The organism is Pseudomonas sp. F1_0610 (genome assembly GCF_047470865.1).
Classification (GTDB): Bacteria; Pseudomonadota; Gammaproteobacteria; order Pseudomonadales; family Pseudomonadaceae; genus JAZDRH01.
The window spans coordinates 38,849-54,321 of record NZ_JAZDRH010000004.1 but is presented as its reverse complement, the minus strand read 5'-3'; the positions used below and the strand labels follow the sequence as shown (position 1 = coordinate 54,321).

At 43.1% G+C, this 15,473-nt stretch carries 16 protein-coding genes; 3 read left to right on the top strand and 13 right to left on the bottom strand.

Annotated features, from left to right (window positions below; translation table 11 throughout):
* Positions 1 to 28: 28 nt before the first annotated feature.
* The 4 genes from panC to VQ643_RS03555 form a co-directional block, all read right to left on the bottom strand.
* Positions 29 to 880 carry a pantoate--beta-alanine ligase gene (panC, locus tag VQ643_RS03570; RefSeq protein ID WP_414197899.1) on the bottom strand — a complete coding sequence of 284 codons (852 nt, stop codon included), beginning with the start codon at positions 878 to 880 and terminating at the stop codon, positions 29 to 31.
* Positions 877 to 1,677: a 3-methyl-2-oxobutanoate hydroxymethyltransferase gene (gene panB / locus VQ643_RS03565; protein WP_414197898.1), complete on the bottom strand. Its 801-nt coding sequence runs from the start codon at positions 1,675 to 1,677 to the stop codon at positions 877 to 879. Before panB ends, panC begins: the two co-directional genes overlap by 4 nt.
* An 89-nt stretch (positions 1,678 to 1,766) precedes the next feature.
* Positions 1,767 to 2,276 carry a 2-amino-4-hydroxy-6-hydroxymethyldihydropteridine diphosphokinase gene (gene folK, locus VQ643_RS03560; RefSeq protein ID WP_414197897.1) on the bottom strand — a complete coding sequence of 170 codons (510 nt, stop codon included), beginning with the start codon at positions 2,274 to 2,276 and terminating at the stop codon, positions 1,767 to 1,769.
* Position 2,277: 1 nt separating this feature from the next.
* Positions 2,278 to 3,657, bottom strand: a complete 1,380-nt coding sequence (locus VQ643_RS03555) for a polynucleotide adenylyltransferase PcnB (RefSeq protein ID WP_414197896.1) — start codon at positions 3,655 to 3,657, stop codon at positions 2,278 to 2,280.
* 663 nt (positions 3,658 to 4,320) lie between these two features.
* On the opposite strand from VQ643_RS03555, the gene rlmF reads away from it, so the two are divergent.
* Both rlmF and VQ643_RS03545 read left to right on the top strand, forming a co-directional pair.
* Positions 4,321 to 5,271, top strand: coding sequence for a 23S rRNA (adenine(1618)-N(6))-methyltransferase RlmF (gene rlmF, locus VQ643_RS03550; RefSeq protein WP_414197895.1), 951 nt, complete (start codon positions 4,321 to 4,323; stop codon positions 5,269 to 5,271).
* Between the two features lie 22 nt (positions 5,272 to 5,293).
* A complete protein-coding gene (locus VQ643_RS03545; RefSeq protein WP_414197894.1) occupies positions 5,294 to 5,599 on the top strand; it encodes a hypothetical protein in 306 nt (101 codons plus the stop codon).
* A gap of 73 nt (positions 5,600 to 5,672) precedes the next feature.
* Here VQ643_RS03545 and VQ643_RS03540 read toward each other — a convergent pair whose 3' ends face one another.
* Positions 5,673 to 7,499, bottom strand: a complete 1,827-nt coding sequence (locus VQ643_RS03540; protein WP_414197893.1) for an SLC13 family permease — start codon at positions 7,497 to 7,499, stop codon at positions 5,673 to 5,675.
* 103 nt (positions 7,500 to 7,602) lie between these two features.
* The gene (locus VQ643_RS03535) at positions 7,603 to 8,196 is read right to left on the bottom strand and encodes a LysE family translocator (protein ID WP_414197892.1); all 594 of its coding nucleotides are present in this window, start codon (positions 8,194 to 8,196) and stop codon (positions 7,603 to 7,605) included.
* A 90-nt stretch (positions 8,197 to 8,286) separates the two neighbouring features.
* On the opposite strand from VQ643_RS03535, the gene VQ643_RS03530 reads away from it, so the two are divergent.
* Entirely contained in the window at positions 8,287 to 9,264 is a 978-nt protein-coding gene (locus tag VQ643_RS03530; RefSeq protein ID WP_414197891.1) for a hypothetical protein, read from the top strand.
* 39 nt (positions 9,265 to 9,303) lie between these two features.
* Here the strand turns inward: VQ643_RS03530 and VQ643_RS03525 are convergent, their stop codons facing one another.
* The 7 genes from VQ643_RS03525 to gatC all read right to left on the bottom strand — a co-directional run bounded on the left by VQ643_RS03525 (position 9,304) and on the right by gatC (position 15,452).
* Positions 9,304 to 10,389: a calcium/sodium antiporter gene (locus VQ643_RS03525; protein WP_414197890.1), complete on the bottom strand. Its 1,086-nt coding sequence runs from the start codon at positions 10,387 to 10,389 to the stop codon at positions 9,304 to 9,306.
* Between the two features lie 166 nt (positions 10,390 to 10,555).
* Positions 10,556 to 11,122, bottom strand: a complete 567-nt coding sequence (locus VQ643_RS03520) for a GNAT family N-acetyltransferase (RefSeq protein WP_414197889.1) — start codon at positions 11,120 to 11,122, stop codon at positions 10,556 to 10,558.
* 4 nt (positions 11,123 to 11,126) lie between these two features.
* Positions 11,127 to 11,795, bottom strand: a complete 669-nt coding sequence (locus tag VQ643_RS03515; RefSeq protein WP_414197888.1) for a PIN domain-containing protein — start codon at positions 11,793 to 11,795, stop codon at positions 11,127 to 11,129.
* A 12-nt stretch (positions 11,796 to 11,807) separates the two neighbouring features.
* Entirely contained in the window at positions 11,808 to 12,185 is a 378-nt protein-coding gene (locus tag VQ643_RS03510) for a septal ring lytic transglycosylase RlpA family protein (RefSeq protein WP_414197887.1), read from the bottom strand.
* Positions 12,186 to 12,244: 59 nt separating this feature from the next.
* Entirely contained in the window at positions 12,245 to 13,687 is a 1,443-nt protein-coding gene (gene gatB / locus VQ643_RS03505; RefSeq protein ID WP_414197886.1) for an Asp-tRNA(Asn)/Glu-tRNA(Gln) amidotransferase subunit GatB, read from the bottom strand.
* A gap of 11 nt (positions 13,688 to 13,698) precedes the next feature.
* Positions 13,699 to 15,150 carry an Asp-tRNA(Asn)/Glu-tRNA(Gln) amidotransferase subunit GatA gene (gatA, locus tag VQ643_RS03500; RefSeq protein WP_414197885.1) on the bottom strand — a complete coding sequence of 484 codons (1,452 nt, stop codon included), beginning with the start codon at positions 15,148 to 15,150 and terminating at the stop codon, positions 13,699 to 13,701.
* Positions 15,151 to 15,164: 14 nt separating this feature from the next.
* Positions 15,165 to 15,452 carry an Asp-tRNA(Asn)/Glu-tRNA(Gln) amidotransferase subunit GatC gene (gene gatC / locus VQ643_RS03495; RefSeq protein WP_414197884.1) on the bottom strand — a complete coding sequence of 96 codons (288 nt, stop codon included), beginning with the start codon at positions 15,450 to 15,452 and terminating at the stop codon, positions 15,165 to 15,167.
* Positions 15,453 to 15,473: the final 21 nt, after the last annotated feature.

Sequence of the window (15,473 nt, the reverse complement as noted above, 5' to 3'; positions counted from 1 at the left end):
AGTGATCCTCAAATGTGTTCTAAACAGCTTAGTTCAAGTGGTAGGTCAGGTTGTCGATTAAACGTGTGCTACCTAAGTAAGCAGCAGCTAAAACCACACCCTGTTTAGTATTTGTTGTTGCAGGCTCTAACGTTAGTTCATCACGAATTTCTAGATAGTCAGGTTTGAAGCCTACATTGCTTAGTGCTTTGTTGGTTGTTTCAATTAGTTTAGTAAAGTCCGTCTCGCCATGCAAAATAGAATCGACTAACTGTACTAATGCGTTGTGCAGTGCAGGTGCTGAGGCGCGCTGCTCCGTAGTGAGGTATTGATTACGAGAAGAAAGCGCTAAACCATCTTCAGCGCGCACAATAGGTGCTCCAAATACTTGAATAGGCAAATTCATATCTGCTACTAGCTTGCGAATAACCGCTAGCTGCTGGAAGTCTTTTTCGCCAAATACAGCAATATCAGGTTGCACAATGTTAAATAGTTTGCTTACTACTGTGGCAACACCATCAAAATGTCCAGGACGCTTTGCACCACATAGGCCAGCAGACACACTAGGCACATGCACTAAGGTTTGCTCTTGCATGCCTGTGGGGTACATTTCTTCGACGTTTGGGTGAAATAATAAGCTACAGCCAGCAGCGCGGAGCTTTTCTTGGTCTTGCTCAAGGGTGCGTGGGTAGCTATCTAAATCTTCATTAATACCAAATTGCAAGGGATTAACAAAAATACTAGCCACTACAAAGTCTGCGTATTCACAGGCTTTTTGAATCAGAGACATATGCCCTTGGTGTAGATTACCCATAGTTGGAACTAAACCAATGCGTTTACCTTGGCGGCGTGCTTGCGCTATTACCGTGCGGATTTCTTGTACAGATGTTATGGTTTTCATGCTGAAAACTCGTGCTCACTTGCTGGGAAAGACCCATCTTTCACCGCATTTACATAGCACTTTAGAGCGCCATCAATGCTGGTGTTGTCTTGCATAAAATTGCGTACAAATTTAGCTGTACGCCCCGTTAACGACATGCCAAGCATATCGTGTAGTACTAGTACTTGGCCGTCAGTATTAGGGCCAGCACCAATGCCGATCACAGGCACACTAACGGCTTGGCTAATTCTTGTTGCCAGTTCGCTAGGCACGCATTCTAAAAGTAACATTGCAGCACCAGCTTGGGCGATAGCAATGCAATCATCAAAAAGTTTTTGCGCTGGACCTTCACCACGCCCTTGCACTTTATAACCACCAAACACATTAACTAGCTGTGGTGTTAAGCCTAAATGCACACATACAGGTACACCGAGTTGAGCGAGGCGCTTAACGGAGTCTGTTAGCCAAGCTTCGCCTTCAATTTTAATCATATGCGCTCCAGCGCGCATTAGTTTGGCGCTGTGCTCTAAGGTTTGTTCTAGGCTGGCGGCGCTCATAAAGGGTAAGTCAGCGACAATTAATGCACCTTTATTGCCACGTTTTACACAGGCGGTATGGTAGACCATATCTTCAATGGTAACGGGTAGTGTGCTGTCGTTTCCTTGTAGCACCATACCTAGCGAGTCGCCAATTAATAGTACTTCCACGCCAACACGTGATGCGGCATCAGCAAAGGTAGCGTCATAGCTGGTGAGCATGACTATCTTTTCACCACTTTGCTTCATTTTTTGTAATTTTGTTAGGGTTACATCAGACATGCAAGGTTCCTCTATCAGTACTCTGTGGTACGTTTTACAGGGCGACTATAGTCCTGAGGATACAAGGAGTAGTCAATGAGCAATTGACCTTATAATAACCCAAGCGTTGGTTTGTATAGTGCTTTTAAGTCATTATCGGGTGGGCAATTGGCATGAAGCTCAGCTAAATCTACACCTGTTGGCAAGCGCAAACCAGTCGGGCACAGCTCTATTAAAGGTTCAAGTACAAAAGCCCTTAAGTGCATTTGATAATGTGGAACTATTAAACGCTCATGCCTAATTATCTGATCAGCAAAAAGTAATAAATCTAAGTCTAAGGTGCGTGGCCCCCAGCGTTCAGCTTTACGTAGGCGTCCTTGTTCTAATTCAATACTTTGCAACGCGTCCAGCAATGCTAAGGGCTCAAGCTCCGTTTCTATTTTAGCCACTGCATTTACAAAACGTGGTTGATCTTGTGGCCCGACAGGCGTGGTTGAATAAAAGGATGAGTAATCCAGTAAAGTTGTGCATGGAATATGGGCCAGTGCTTTTAATGCTTGGATTAATTGTTCTTCCGGCGTGGCTAAGTTACTTCCCATGCCAACATATGCAGTAGCCATATTAATTCTCAGTGTTGGTGTGAGTACGTGGTTTGCGTTGGCGTGGTGCGTGCTTGGTGCGTTTGCGTTTTGTACCCGATTGGTTAGCCACTTCTTTAATCATACTGCGCTTTTTTGCATCGTCAGCAAATTGATACTCTGTCCACCATTGACCTAAGCCCGTTGTTTGCTCACCCGCACTTTCTCGTAACAATAAGAAATCATAAGCAGCTCTAAAGCGAGGATGTGCGAGTAATACGTCTGCACGTTTGCCTTGGCGACGGGTTAAACGCTCTTGCAGGCTCCAAATCTCACGCATAGGAATACTAAAGCGTTTAGGAATAGCAGTGTGCTTTAGTTGGTTATGAAGTACCCAATGGCTGGCTTCTTGAGACGCTTCAAAGGCTGGAATGCCTTGATTTTGAATGTCTGTAGTACGTACAGGAACGCCTGGCCAAAGTAGGGCAGCAAATAAAAACGCAGGTGTTACGGGTTTATTGGCACTGATGCGTTCATCGGTATTTTTTAGTGCGCTGCGTACAATTTCACTGGCATATTGCGAGCCACTGGCAATAATGTGGGCTGTCTCTGGAAAAAGTGGAGCAAAGAGGTTGTATTCTTGGAGTAGCTCGTAGGTTTTAAGTGCTTTTCCATTCATAAACAACTTAAGCACTTCTTCATATAAGCGTGCAGCGGGAATGTCTTTAAGTAGGTGTGCTAACTGGCGAATAGGTTCAGCTGTTTTAGCTTCCAGCGTAAAACCTAATTTAGCGGCAAAGCGAATTGCACGCAGCATGCGTACAGGGTCTTCAAGGTAGCGTTGGCTTGGGTCGCCAATTAAGCGAATAAGCCCATCTTTGATATCTTGTACGCCTTGGGCATAGTCAATGATGTTGTGGCTACTGACATCGTAATATAAGGCGTTAATGGTAAAATCACGGCGTAATGCATCATCATCTAACGAGCCGTAAACATTATCACGTAAAATCCGACCTTTATCGTTGTGAGCTGAGCGGTCGTTATTTTTGCCTGTGTCGTCATGGCTGCCACGAAAAGTAGCGGTTTCAATAATTTCTCGCCCAAAATGAATATGCACTAGTTTAAAACGCCGTCCAATAATGCGCGAGTTACGAAATAGGCTGCTAATCTGTTCCGGCGTAGCACTAGTGGCAACGTCAAAATCTTTGGGGCGTAATCCTAATAACGAATCACGGACACAGCCACCTACCAAATAGGCTTGGAAGCCTGCTTCTTGTAGACGTTTAGCCACTTGCACCGAGTTGCGGCTGAAATACCCATTGTCAAGTTGATGAGTTTTAGCACTAATGAGCGTAGGCGCGCTAGCACCAACAGTATCATTGGAATCAGGAGCAAGGAATTTTCTAAACAGCTTTTTCAGCATGAGTAACTTCTAGTAAAAGGTAGATGGAGATACAGCAATCAGCTATGCAGTTGGGGTAGCTTTGGATTAGCAGGTATCTATTACGGAGATGGATTCTAGCACTTGAAGAGGATGAAATGAATGTGTAAAACGCACAGCTTTAGATATGAATAAGGGGAACCGAAGTTCCCCTTGTCAATTCATGCTGCTTTTTTATTGTTATTAGTTAGGCTATTTTTATTGTTATCGCCTAGGTTTCCAAATCTAGAAACCAAGAGTTAGCGTATTTCTTTGAATGCTGGCTAGTGATGTTTTCAGTTGCTTTGTGCTGCTTAACACAGTTTTGTTTTTCTTCACAACCTACTGTCACTATCCCTCTCCAAAAAAATCAGTTAACTGCGCCTCTCCTTTCTTATTGTTATTGTTGTTGAGCCGTTACGTATTATTCTTGTTATAGGGTACTGCTTGTTATTGTTGTTGTACTTGTATTAATGCAGAAGTCGTGCCAACTTTTTTATTCTCTTTTAAATCAATGGGTTATAAGTTTTCTTGGTTTTTGGTTACTTAGGGTTTTAAGAAAAGTGTTACCTATCTTCCCAGTAAGTGTTACCCAAAAAGCGAGCGTTGGTTACATTATTAAAGTGTTACCCTGTAGAAGCTAAGCGTGCGACAATGGTTTTTATTTTGAGACTGTTGCTTGTGTCTTCTTCTGTTTTTCACCCCCGCAATCGCCATCAAGGGCGTTATGATTTTGCTCAGCTGATTAAGGTTAGCCCTGAATTGGCGCGATTTATGATTACTAACCCTTATGGCAAAGTTAGCATTGATTTTGCAAATCCTCAGGCAGTTTTGGCTTTTAATAGGGCGTTACTTAAGGCGCTGTATCAATTACAGTTTTGGCAAATCCCAGAAGGTTATTTATGCCCACCTGTGCCAGGTAGGGCAGATTATGTGCATGCTGTGGCTGATATATTGGCAGCTGATGGTGTTGAGCTAAGTAGTCCCCAGCCGCAGCTTAAGCTATTAGATGTTGGCACAGGGGCAAATTGTATTTATCCATTATTGGCCCATTTGGATTATGGCTGGCAGGTGGTTGGAACAGATATTGACCCAATAGCGCTAAAATCAGCGAGTAAAAATGTGCAAAAGAATAATTTATATCAGCACATTGAGTTTAGGTTGCAAAAAGAGAGTAAGGCTTGCTTTAGTCATATCATTCAAGCGAACGAACGCTTTGTAATGACAATGTGTAACCCACCTTTTCATAGTAATGCGCAGGAAGCAGCCTCTGGTAGTAAACGTAAATGGAGTAACTTAGGGAAGTTAGATCCACAACGTAAGTTACCTACATTGAATTTTGGCGGAAAGAATAATGAGCTCTGGTGTGTTGGCGGTGAAGTGGCTTTTGTCAGACGTATGATCAAAGACAGCAAAGCTTTTGCGAACCAAGTGCTTTGGTTTAGCTGTTTATTATCTAAGCAAGACAATGTGCGTCAAGCCAAGCGCGCCTTAATGGATGTGCATGCTAGTGAGGTTAAAGTTGTGACTATGGCACAAGGGCAAAAGCAAAGCCGTTTTATCGCCTGGAGTTTCATGGATGCTCAGCAACGTAAACTATGGTTAAGTCAACTGTAGGCATAATAGGGGGAGCATGAAGGTGGCACTTGATTTTCATAATTTAACTACCCGTGAATGGTGCTTTTCATTAAATGATCAGTTACTTAGCCTATTAGAACCACTGTTTTTACAGTTGAAATATCGCACAGGCATAGTGCTTGATCCCTATGCTGATACAAGGTTAGGCCCTGACCATCAGCGAATATTGATTCAAGCTGTACAGCAATGGGTTGAACAAACTGATTTAAATAGAAATAAACAACAAACCTTAGCTTATATTGAGTTTTCTTGTTATTTGAAAGCTAGCAGTAGTCAAGAGATTAGCTTGATAGCTTATGGAGATTAGCCATCGGCTGCTTAAAAGACGTTAGGGGACTAGCAAAGAGTTATCTTGTGCAACGACTATGTGCTTAGTGTTTTTAGAATGGGAAGAAAATCGGAATAAACATTACAGTTGCCAACATTACAATAATGGTGAAGGGAACGCCTACTTTTAAAAAATCAGCAAATTGATAACGTCCAGGGCCCATAACTAAGGTATTAACGGGGGAGGAAATAGGCGTCATAAAGGCAGCGGAGGCTGCAATGGCAACCGTCATCGCAAAAGGCTCAACGGCAACGCCTAGAACTTTTGCTGTAGCAATAGCGATAGGTGCCATTAAAACAGCTGTAGCTGTATTAGAAATAAACAATCCTGTAATAGCTGTTGCGGCAAATAAGCCAGCCAAAATAATATGTGGTCCAGCGTCCCCCATTAATCGCATTAAACCATTAACAGCTAGATCAATACCGCCAGTTTTCTGGAGCGCTGTTGCGAAAGGTAGCATACCAACAATTAAAATTAAGCTTGGCCAGTTAATGCATTTATAAGCGCTATCAATACTGATACAGCGAAATTTTCCCATTAACAAACAACCAATTAAAGCTGCCATTACATTGGAAACTAAACCGCTGACCATCAAAATAACCATGACCATTAAGCTAAATAGAGCATGCGGTGCTTGGCTTAGGGCTGGTGCAACGTCATCCACCTCGGCGGGCAGACTCAACACCAAAAAGTCACGGCTTTTTCCTTGTAGGCGTCGAATATCTTCCCAGTAGCCTGCTACTAGTAAAGTATCTGAAGACTCTAGGGTTTCATCAATCAATAAGCCGTCAATAGCTTGTTGTTTGCGCTGTAAGCCGATGACATTAAGATGCCGTTTAGTACGAAAACCTAACTCTTGTATTGATTTTCCAATGAGTTTAGAAGAAGGGGGAATCATTACTTCAGCTAAGCCTAATTCACGGTGATGACTGCTGAAATAGCTTTCTTTAAAGCTCACAGGCTCTAAGCCGAGCTCATAGTAAGAGCCTAGTAGAGCGATAGCAGGGCTAACAATATCGACTAATAGTACATCGCCAGCGTAAAGTTCCGTATTTCCTGTTGCTGTAATGAGCTTTACACGAAATCGGCGTTGGCGCTCAATGGCAATAACATTGATGCCATATTGTTTGCGTAACTGCAGTTCGTTGAGCGCTTGCCCTGCAAGGCTTGAACCTGATTTTACACGTAAGCGTCGACTGCGCTCTTCTAAGTTATACTCACGAACAAGGTCTGAAATGTTGTAGCGTGTTTCTGCGTCACTATTGTTGTCTGTTCGGTCGAGCCATTTACGCACTACCAACATATACACAATGCCTAAACCCATAATAATGACGCCCATTGGTGCAAATGAGAAAAAGCTAAAGCCTGTTTCTCCAGAGCGTTGCAACTCGCTTTGTACGACCATGTTTGGAGGCGTGGCGACTAAAGTGAGCATGCCACTAATGAGTCCAGCAAAGCATAAAGGCATCATTAAACGAGATGGCGAAATTTTTAATTGTGTGGCAATACTTAATACAACAGGAATAAAAATAGCTACTACGCCAGTAGAACTCATTACTGAGCCTAGTGCGCCTACGGCCAGCATTAGCATCACTATTAAACGAATTTCACTCTGCCCAGAGTGCTTCATTAGCAGCTCGCCCATTTTGTTGGCGATTCCTGTACGCACTAAGCCATCACCGATCACAAATAATGCAGCAATAACGATCACGCTTTGGTCACTAAAACCGCGCAATGCTTCATCTACGCTGAGAACACCAGTTAATGGCAGTGCAACTACCATTAATAAAGCGACTACATCCATACGTGGCTTGTTGCGAATAAAGAATGTAATAGCGATAAGCAGTAGGGCTAACACCCAAAGTAAGGGGTAATTCATACAGTGAGCTCAAGAAATATTGCAGCAATTCTAGGTAATTACTTGGGATTTAGGTAGTACGCAGTGCTCAAAGCGCTGCAAAGTTGAATGTTGGATTTCATGATTAATTTTGTAGTGCTGTCGCTGCTGAATAACTTAGAGGAATAGCAAAACTGAAAAGCACAATGGCCGCTACTTTTTGTAAACGACGCTGATTAAACCAGCGTCCTTCACTGGATTTAAGTAAAGAACCTAGAAATATCCAAAAGCTAGCAATAGGGACTAGTAGCATAAGAAATAGCCCTGTATAAAGGCTGTAATGCGCCATGTCTTGCCATGTTTGTATAGGAAACACGACTGTAGCCAAAATTAATGCTTTAGGATTAAGTAGGGTGGCTAAGAATACCTCATGTTGGCGAATACCCTGTTGTAAGGCAAGGTGTGATTGAGAGCTACGCCAGAGTTTTAAAGCCAGATACAGAATATAAAAAGCACTCATTAATTGAATGATGGGAGGTAAGCTTGGAAAAAGCTGGGCCAGTGCACCTGTAAAATATCCCCAAAAGCTAATAGCGCTCAAATAGCCAAGAGCCTCAATAAAAATTAACGGACAAGCACGGCGCATGCCTAGTTGAGCACCAGCCGATGCCAGTAACGTATTGGTTGGTCCAGGTGTTAACAGAATAGTTAAGACCACTGCGAGAAAAATGGGGATCAATAGAGGTACTCGCCTTATGATGAGCAAAACCTGAGTCTAACAAAAAAAAACAGTGAAAAAGAACCTACTCACTGTAATTTTAGGAGTGTTATGAGCAATTTTGCCCAGCAACTTATAGATTGTTTACTCGATGGTCCTAAAAGTAGGCAGCGAGCACAGCAACTTATTTTACGCTTATCACTAAATAATGATGCACAACAGAAGACGCTATTAAAGGCCGGTTATTGGCAGGATCCCTTGGCCTTATATGCTGTACTTAGGCTTATTGAGTCAGAAATAGACCCCGCTTTTGCAGAGCGTTTGTATGATTATTTCTTCGTGCAGAATGCCGCTTATATAAAGGATCAGCATTCAGAGGCGTATTGCTGTGTAATTGAAGTGCTAGCAAAGAAAAAGCATGCGGCTATGAAAACTTTTTTATGTAACCTCATATTTGAAGAAGTAGATACAGATGCGGATTACGCGATTTATCAAACCAGTGTGTTAGCCTTGCTTCACTTTGACTTATTAAGCCACCAACAATCTATTGAAAGTAAGTTACAGCTTTGTTTAGGTAAGCATTTATTTGATGAATACATACCTGTGTTGGTTTGTAAGCTTCCCTTACAAAAACAAGCGGCGTGGTTAGATAAACTATGGGAGCTAGGTGAGCTCTGTTCAACCGATAGTAATGGCGGCATTATTTATGCATTTGGTTTAACAGGTGAGTTGGGTAGAAGCTATTTGCAGCGCTTGCTATTTTCTCCAAGCTGGGAAGCAGTAGATTGGGGAACAGGTAGTGTTTGGGCAACCTATCAAGCTTTGAAAGCGCAGGGTATATCTTTGCTTGAGGTTTGGCAGAGCGCATTAAAGGAAGAGGATCTAGCCTTCTCTATTTACCAAGTACTTAAGCTGATTAAGTTTTATTTAAATACGGATGATAGCTTTGCTATTTCTAAGCAATTACCGTTATTTGAAATGCTAGAAACTAACCAAACATTAATAGAAAACCTAGGCGAGCTTGAGCTGTATAACGAAATTATGTTGGAGTTTGATGAATTGCTTCACTTAGAAAGAGTACTTAATTAGTTACTCAAGCACTGTTTTAGTGCTTGAGTAACTGAAAGGTTACAATTTTGATTTTTTAAAGTTTAACAACAGGGATAGCGCTAAAATAATCAAGGTAACAGGTGCTGCATAATAAAGCACTGCGCTAGAGAATTGATCCATATAAGCAAAATTTTGGCTGCCTAAAATAATATAAGCTGTATAAATAATGTAATACAGGATAAATAGCCAACCTTCCCAACGGCTAACTTTAAAGCTGGTGAAGAAAATTGGCAGGCAGGCAACAGCAACTATCATCATAATTGGAAAATCAAACGTAATAGCTTGTTTTGAAATCTCAATGGCTTGTGGCGAAACTAACCCCGCTAGGCCTAATACCGCTAATAAGTTAAATAGGTTGCTACCTACAATATTACCTACTGCAATATCACGCTGGCCTTTCATCGCTGCGATGACGGAAGTTGCTAGCTCAGGTAATGATGTACCTATAGCGACAATAGTTAAGCCAATCACCAACTCAGATAAGCCTAATAATGTCGCTAAACTGACCGCGCCTTTCACCAGTAAATCAGATCCAGCTACGAGCATCACTAAGCCAACTATAATTAAGGCAATGTTCTTGGCTGTGGTTTTTGCTGAATTAGGCTCGTTATCTGCAGTGTATTCATCATCGACTTCAATGGCCTCGCCTTTATTACGCTTACGAATACTGTCGAAAATAAGATAGCCTGTGTAGGCTAAAATAGCGGCGAATAAAATCAAGCCATCTGCGCGAGAATAGCTGCCATCAATAGCCAGCGCCCAAGCTAATGCGCTGGCTGCAATCATAATAGGCACATCAATGGTGACTAAACGGCGGGTAACTACTAAAGGCGTGATAACCGCCGATAAACCCAAAATTAATAGAACATTCAAGATGTTACTACCAACAACGTTGCCTATGGCGATATCGCCTTGGCCATTGATTGCAGATTGAGTACTAACCGCCATTTCAGGTGCGCTAGTACCAAAGGCAACAATAGTTAAGCCAATAATTAACGGTGAGATACCAAAGCCAGCAGCGAGGCGAGCCGCGCCACGCACCAAGAGTTCAGCCCCTATAACCAGTAATATAAAGCCTGCTATAAGGTATAGGGCAATTTCCATAATGATCTCCGAGCCAAAGAAGGCAAAACAAAACTGAGTATATTTTAGTCGCTATAAGGAGGAAAGCTAGCAACTTATGTGTTGTTCTAGCGCTATGTATCAGTAGTCTGAATTAGCCCAAAAAATTTAATAGGCTTAGATTAAGCCTGTATTAGTGGATAATAGGTTAGCTATTTTTAAGATTGAACCAGTCCTGCTGCGATAGACGATACAGACAATGACGTACTAATGGGTGTTGCGGATCAAGCAGAGGGTGATCAAAGTCATTATTAAAATCACGCTGCATACCTAGGCGTCGCATAACCGCTTGTGAGGGCAGATTAGTCAAAGTAGTAAAAGCAATGATTTCATCAAGATGAAGCTCATTAAAGCCAAAGCCTAATGCTGCTTGAGCTGCTTCTGTGGCATAGCCTTTACCTTGAAACTCAGGTAGTAATCGCCAGCCCACTTCAACACAAGGTGAAACAGGCAGTTGATAATCTGGAGCATGCAAACCAACGCAACCAATAAATTGGCCAGAAAGTACTTCTTCAACAGCCCAAAACCCCCAGCCGCGTTGATTAATTAAATCTCGGCAACGATTAGCTAGATGATCGCTTTCTTCACGCGCTAGAGGTGCAGGGAAAAAACGCATGTTATTGGCATCTGCATTTAAGCGAGCGAAGGCGTCATAGTCAGAATCTTGCCACTGGCGTAAGAGTAGGTTTGAGGTGGTTATTTGCTGGGTTTTCATCAGATTATTCGTTATGTGGAAAGTTGGAGAAACTAGCTATTACACTTGCGTTGTAAGTTATTTTACTTTCGTTAATGCTTAGGATACCGCGTTGTGATAGCTGATTAACTAGCTTATCTGCGCTGCTTTCATCATATTTTAATTGGCTTTTCATGCTATTGCGTAATCCTTCTTTGCGTACGGGGCGCCCTTTAGGATATTTCTGCAAGAATTGGCAATACTTAATAAAGTCTTCTGAAACCTGTGTTGGGTTTACGGGTATGCGCTTGCTATTACCCACACGCTGAGCACGGCGTCCTTGATCTCTCAGTAAGTGCACTACATGGTCCATATCGCTGTCGTTTGAGACAATCGTAAATTGAGTATCGGCAGGGCATTCTTGAATCAGCATGCCGCTATAGAACGCAATACCAAAATCAGCGGAGTTTTTGCCTGATTCCGCCATTTTATAAATACGTAGCCGTTTCTCATTGATAACCTTATTCAAAGGTATTAGCCAATCAAGAGGAATACGTGCATGTGATTGAGCGTAACAAATAACCACAATAGGGTACTGATCTAAACTGTTTTTTAGGTCATGTATTTGGCTAGGACAATTTTCTAAGTCAATAATTAAAACTTTATGTAAGCCTGGTGCGGCTAAGCTTTGATTGGCATAGCTAAGCTGCTCCATAGGGCGTTCTTTCTACTTTAGAATTTGAATTTTAACTGGACCTATTCCTGCACGGCGTAAGCCAATTTTCTCAGCAGCCGCACGTGATAGGTCAATAATACGTTTTCCGCTATAAGGTCCGCGATCATTAATACGTACAATTACAGTACGCTGATTGCGCATATTTGTCACTTTTACATAGGTGCCAAAAGGTAGGCTAGGATGTGCTGCAGTTAGCTTTTTTGGATCAAAAGGTTCGCCGCTTGCGGTGGGGCGGTTTTTTAAATTATCACCATACCATGAGGCAATGCCTTGCTGGCTGCGAATTTTAGGATCAACTGAGTAGCTTGCGTGAGCAAGGTGGGAACAGATAAAAAACGATAAGACAACTAATAAACGAAGCGCTTTCATCTACATCTCTTAATTAATAGCAATAACGCCAGAAGAGTCTGGCGTTATTGGAGGATCAATTAATCTAACTTTTTCTTTAAAAGTTCATTAACTTGCTGAGGGTTAGCCTTGCCTTTAGAGGCTCGCATGGCTTGACCAACAAAGAAACCAAACATTTTGGCGCGTTTATCCGGCTCGCTGGCTTTGTATTGCTCAACCTGTTCGGCATTGGCGGCTAATACTTCATCTAGCATTTTTTCAATGGCGCCAGTGTCTGTTACTTGTTTTAGTCCACGTTTTTCAATAACTTGGTCAGCATCGCCTTCACCTTCGGCCATGGCTTCAAATACCATCTTAGCAATCTTGCCAGAAATAGTATTATCTTGAATGCGCGCCAACATACCAGCTAGTTGTTGAGCAGATACAGGCGATTGGCTGATTTCTAGATTGTTTTTGTTTAACAAACTTGAAAGCTCGCCCATCACCCAGTTAGCGGCTAATTTAGCATCGCCACACAGTTGCTCTACCTGTTCAAAGTAGTCTGCCATTTCACGGCTGGCTGAAAGTACGTCAGCATCGTACGCAGATAAGCCAAACTCAGATTGGAAGCGCTCACGTTTTTGCGTTGGTAGTTCAGGTAACTGTGCTTTTAACCTGTCTAAATAACTGCGCTCAATCACTACAGGTAACAAGTCTGGGCAAGGAAAATAACGGTAATCGTTGGCTTCTTCTTTGCTGCGCATCGAACGTGTTTCATCTTTATTAGGATCATAAAGACGGGTTTCTTGCACGACTTCTCCACCATCTTCAATTAAGTCAATTTGGCGTTGAATTTCGTGATTAATGGCACGTTCAATAAAACGGAATGAGTTTACGTTTTTAATTTCAGCGCGTGTACCAAACTGCTCTTGCCCTTTGGGGCGAATAGAGACGTTGCAGTCGCAGCGTAGAGAACCTTCGGCCATGTTGCCATCACAAATACCTAAGTAGCGAACTAACGCATGAATGGCTTTAACATAGGCAACGGCTTCTTTCGCACTACGAATATCTGGCTCAGAAACAATTTCTAGCAAGGGCGTGCCAGCACGGTTAAGGTCGATGCCAGACATACCGCTAAAATCTTCATGCAAGCTTTTGCCAGCATCTTCTTCAAGATGTGCGCGTGTAATGCCGATACGCTTCACAGTGCCATCTTCTAGCGTAATATCTAAATAGCCTTTACCCACAATAGGGTGATCCATCTGGCTAGTTTGGTAACCTTTTGGAAGGTCAGGATAAAAGTAGTTTTTACGGGCAAAAATATTTTGCTCGCCAATTTCAGCGTTAACAGCTAAACCAAACATACAGGCCATGCGCACGGCTTCTTGGTTAAGCACAGGCAAGGTGCCTGGCATAGCTAAGTCAACTAAGCTGGCTTGGGTGTTTGGTTGTGCGCCGAATGTAGTGGCACTACCAGAGAATATTTTACTGTTGGTTGCGAGCTGTGCGTGGATTTCCAGCCCGATCACTGTTTCCCATTGCATGTGAGTCGTCCTCAAAATCCTGCTGGCGCGCTTTTGTGCCAGTCAGTTGCTTGTTGATATTGGTGAGCGATATTGAGTAAGCGTGCCTCTTGGAAGTAATTACCTAATAGTTGCACACCAACCGGCAGTCCTTCGACAAAACCCGCTGGCATAGACAATCCAGGAATGCCTGCGAGGTTGGCGGTTACGGTATAGATGTCTTCTAAATAAGCGGATACAGGATCGTTATTTTTAGCACCTAATTTCCATGCAAGGTTAGGTGTGGTTGGGCCAAGGATTACATCAACTTCATTAAAGGCAGCAACGAAATCATTTTTGATTAAGCGACGAACACGCTGTGCTTTCATATAGTAAGCATCATAGTAACCTGCAGATAGCGCATAGGTGCCAATCATGATACGGCGCTGTACTTCTTCACCAAAGCCTTCTGCGCGGCTGCGCTTGTAAAGGTCTTCAAGGTTTTTGGGCTCCTCACAGCGATGACCATAACGCACACCATCAAAACGTGAGAGGTTGGTTGAGGCTTCAGCGGGTGCGATAACATAGTAAGCAGGTACAGCATGTTGCAGGTTCGGTAAGCTAATTTCTTTAACCGTAGCGCCCAGCTTTTTAAGTTGCTCAACAGCTTGCATGACAAGCTCAGCAATACGGCTATCCAAACCTGCACTAAAGTATTCTTTAGGTAAGCCAATACGTAGGCCCGCTAAAGGTTGGTTTAGATTAGCGCTGTAATTGTCAACCACATGTTCAACACAGGTTGAATCTTTTGTGTCAAAGCCAGCCATCGCCTGCAGCATCAGCGCACAGTCTTCGGCGGTGTGGGCTAATACGCCAGCTTGGTCAAAGCTTGAAGCATAAGCAATCATACCCCAGCGTGAAATACGGCCATAAGTAGGTTTTAAACCTGTTAGACCAGTGAACGCCGCAGGCTGGCGTACAGAGCCACCACTATCACTTCCGGTAGCCGCAGGAATTAGGCGTGCAGCAACAGCAGTAGCACTTCCACCCGATGAACCGCCTGGGACAAGATCTAAGTTCCATGGATTTTTTACAGCACCATAAAAACTGGTTTCGTTAGAGCCGCCCATGGCGAACTCATCCATATTTAATTTACCTAGACTAACAACACCTGCTTCAGCTAGTTTGCTAACCACTGTTGCATCATAAGGTGCGATAAAGTTATCTAGCATTTTAGATGCGCAGCTGGTGCGGATGCCTTGGGTGCAGAACAGGTCTTTGTGGGCAATAGGAGCTCCCAGCAGTGGGCTGGTATCCCCTTGAGCGCGCCGCTCATCAGCTACTTTGGCTTGAGCCAATGCACTTTCTTCAGTCACTGTGATAAAGCTATTTAGCTGCGGATCAAGTTGTTTGATACGCGTTAATAAGTGCTTGGTAAGTTCTTGCGCAGAAAATTCTTTAGCGGCCAGTGCGCGATTAATATCGGCCAGTGTTAATTGATGCATGCTCAGTCTATCCCTTATTCGATGACTTTAGGCACAAGGTAAAGACCTTCTGCCACTGCTGGCGCAATGGCTTGATAATCGTCGCGGTGGTTTTCTTCCGTTACTTCATCAGCGCGTAAGCGTTGGGTAGCTTCTAATGGGTGGTAAAGCGGTGTTACGTTTTCAGTATCAACAGCTTGCATAGCATTAACTAGCCCTAAAATGCTGTTAAGTGCCTGTGTTGTTTGTGGAATTTGTGCTTCATCAAGACCTAGGCGGGCAAGATGCGCTATTTTTTCCACGTCGGAGCGTTCAAGCGCCATGGGGGTATCTCCTAAGTGCAC

Excerpts from the sequence above, each read along its gene's own strand:
- panC (WP_414197899.1), bottom strand. The coding sequence starts at position 880 with ATGAAAACCATAACATCTGTACAAGAAATCCGCACGGTAATAGCGCAA.
- VQ643_RS03515 (WP_414197888.1), bottom strand. The coding sequence starts at position 11,795 with ATGGAGCAGCTTAGCTATGCCAATCAAAGCTTAGCCGCACCAGGCTTA.
- gatC (WP_414197884.1), bottom strand. The coding sequence starts at position 15,452 with ATGGCGCTTGAACGCTCCGACGTGGAAAAAATAGCGCATCTTGCCCGC.
- VQ643_RS03510 (WP_414197887.1), bottom strand. The coding sequence starts at position 12,185 with ATGAAAGCGCTTCGTTTATTAGTTGTCTTATCGTTTTTTATCTGTTCC.
- gatA (WP_414197885.1), bottom strand. The coding sequence starts at position 15,150 with ATGCATCAATTAACACTGGCCGATATTAATCGCGCACTGGCCGCTAAA.
- VQ643_RS03555 (WP_414197896.1), bottom strand. The coding sequence starts at position 3,657 with ATGCTGAAAAAGCTGTTTAGAAAATTCCTTGCTCCTGATTCCAATGAT.
- VQ643_RS03540 (WP_414197893.1), bottom strand. The coding sequence starts at position 7,499 with ATGAATTACCCCTTACTTTGGGTGTTAGCCCTACTGCTTATCGCTATT.
- panB (WP_414197898.1), bottom strand. The coding sequence starts at position 1,677 with ATGTCTGATGTAACCCTAACAAAATTACAAAAAATGAAGCAAAGTGGT.
- VQ643_RS03530 (WP_414197891.1), top strand. The coding sequence starts at position 8,287 with ATGAGCAATTTTGCCCAGCAACTTATAGATTGTTTACTCGATGGTCCT.
- VQ643_RS03525 (WP_414197890.1), bottom strand. The coding sequence starts at position 10,389 with ATGGAAATTGCCCTATACCTTATAGCAGGCTTTATATTACTGGTTATA.
- VQ643_RS03520 (WP_414197889.1), bottom strand. The coding sequence starts at position 11,122 with ATGAAAACCCAGCAAATAACCACCTCAAACCTACTCTTACGCCAGTGG.
- gatB (WP_414197886.1), bottom strand. The coding sequence starts at position 13,687 with ATGCAATGGGAAACAGTGATCGGGCTGGAAATCCACGCACAGCTCGCA.
- folK (WP_414197897.1), bottom strand. The coding sequence starts at position 2,276 with ATGGCTACTGCATATGTTGGCATGGGAAGTAACTTAGCCACGCCGGAA.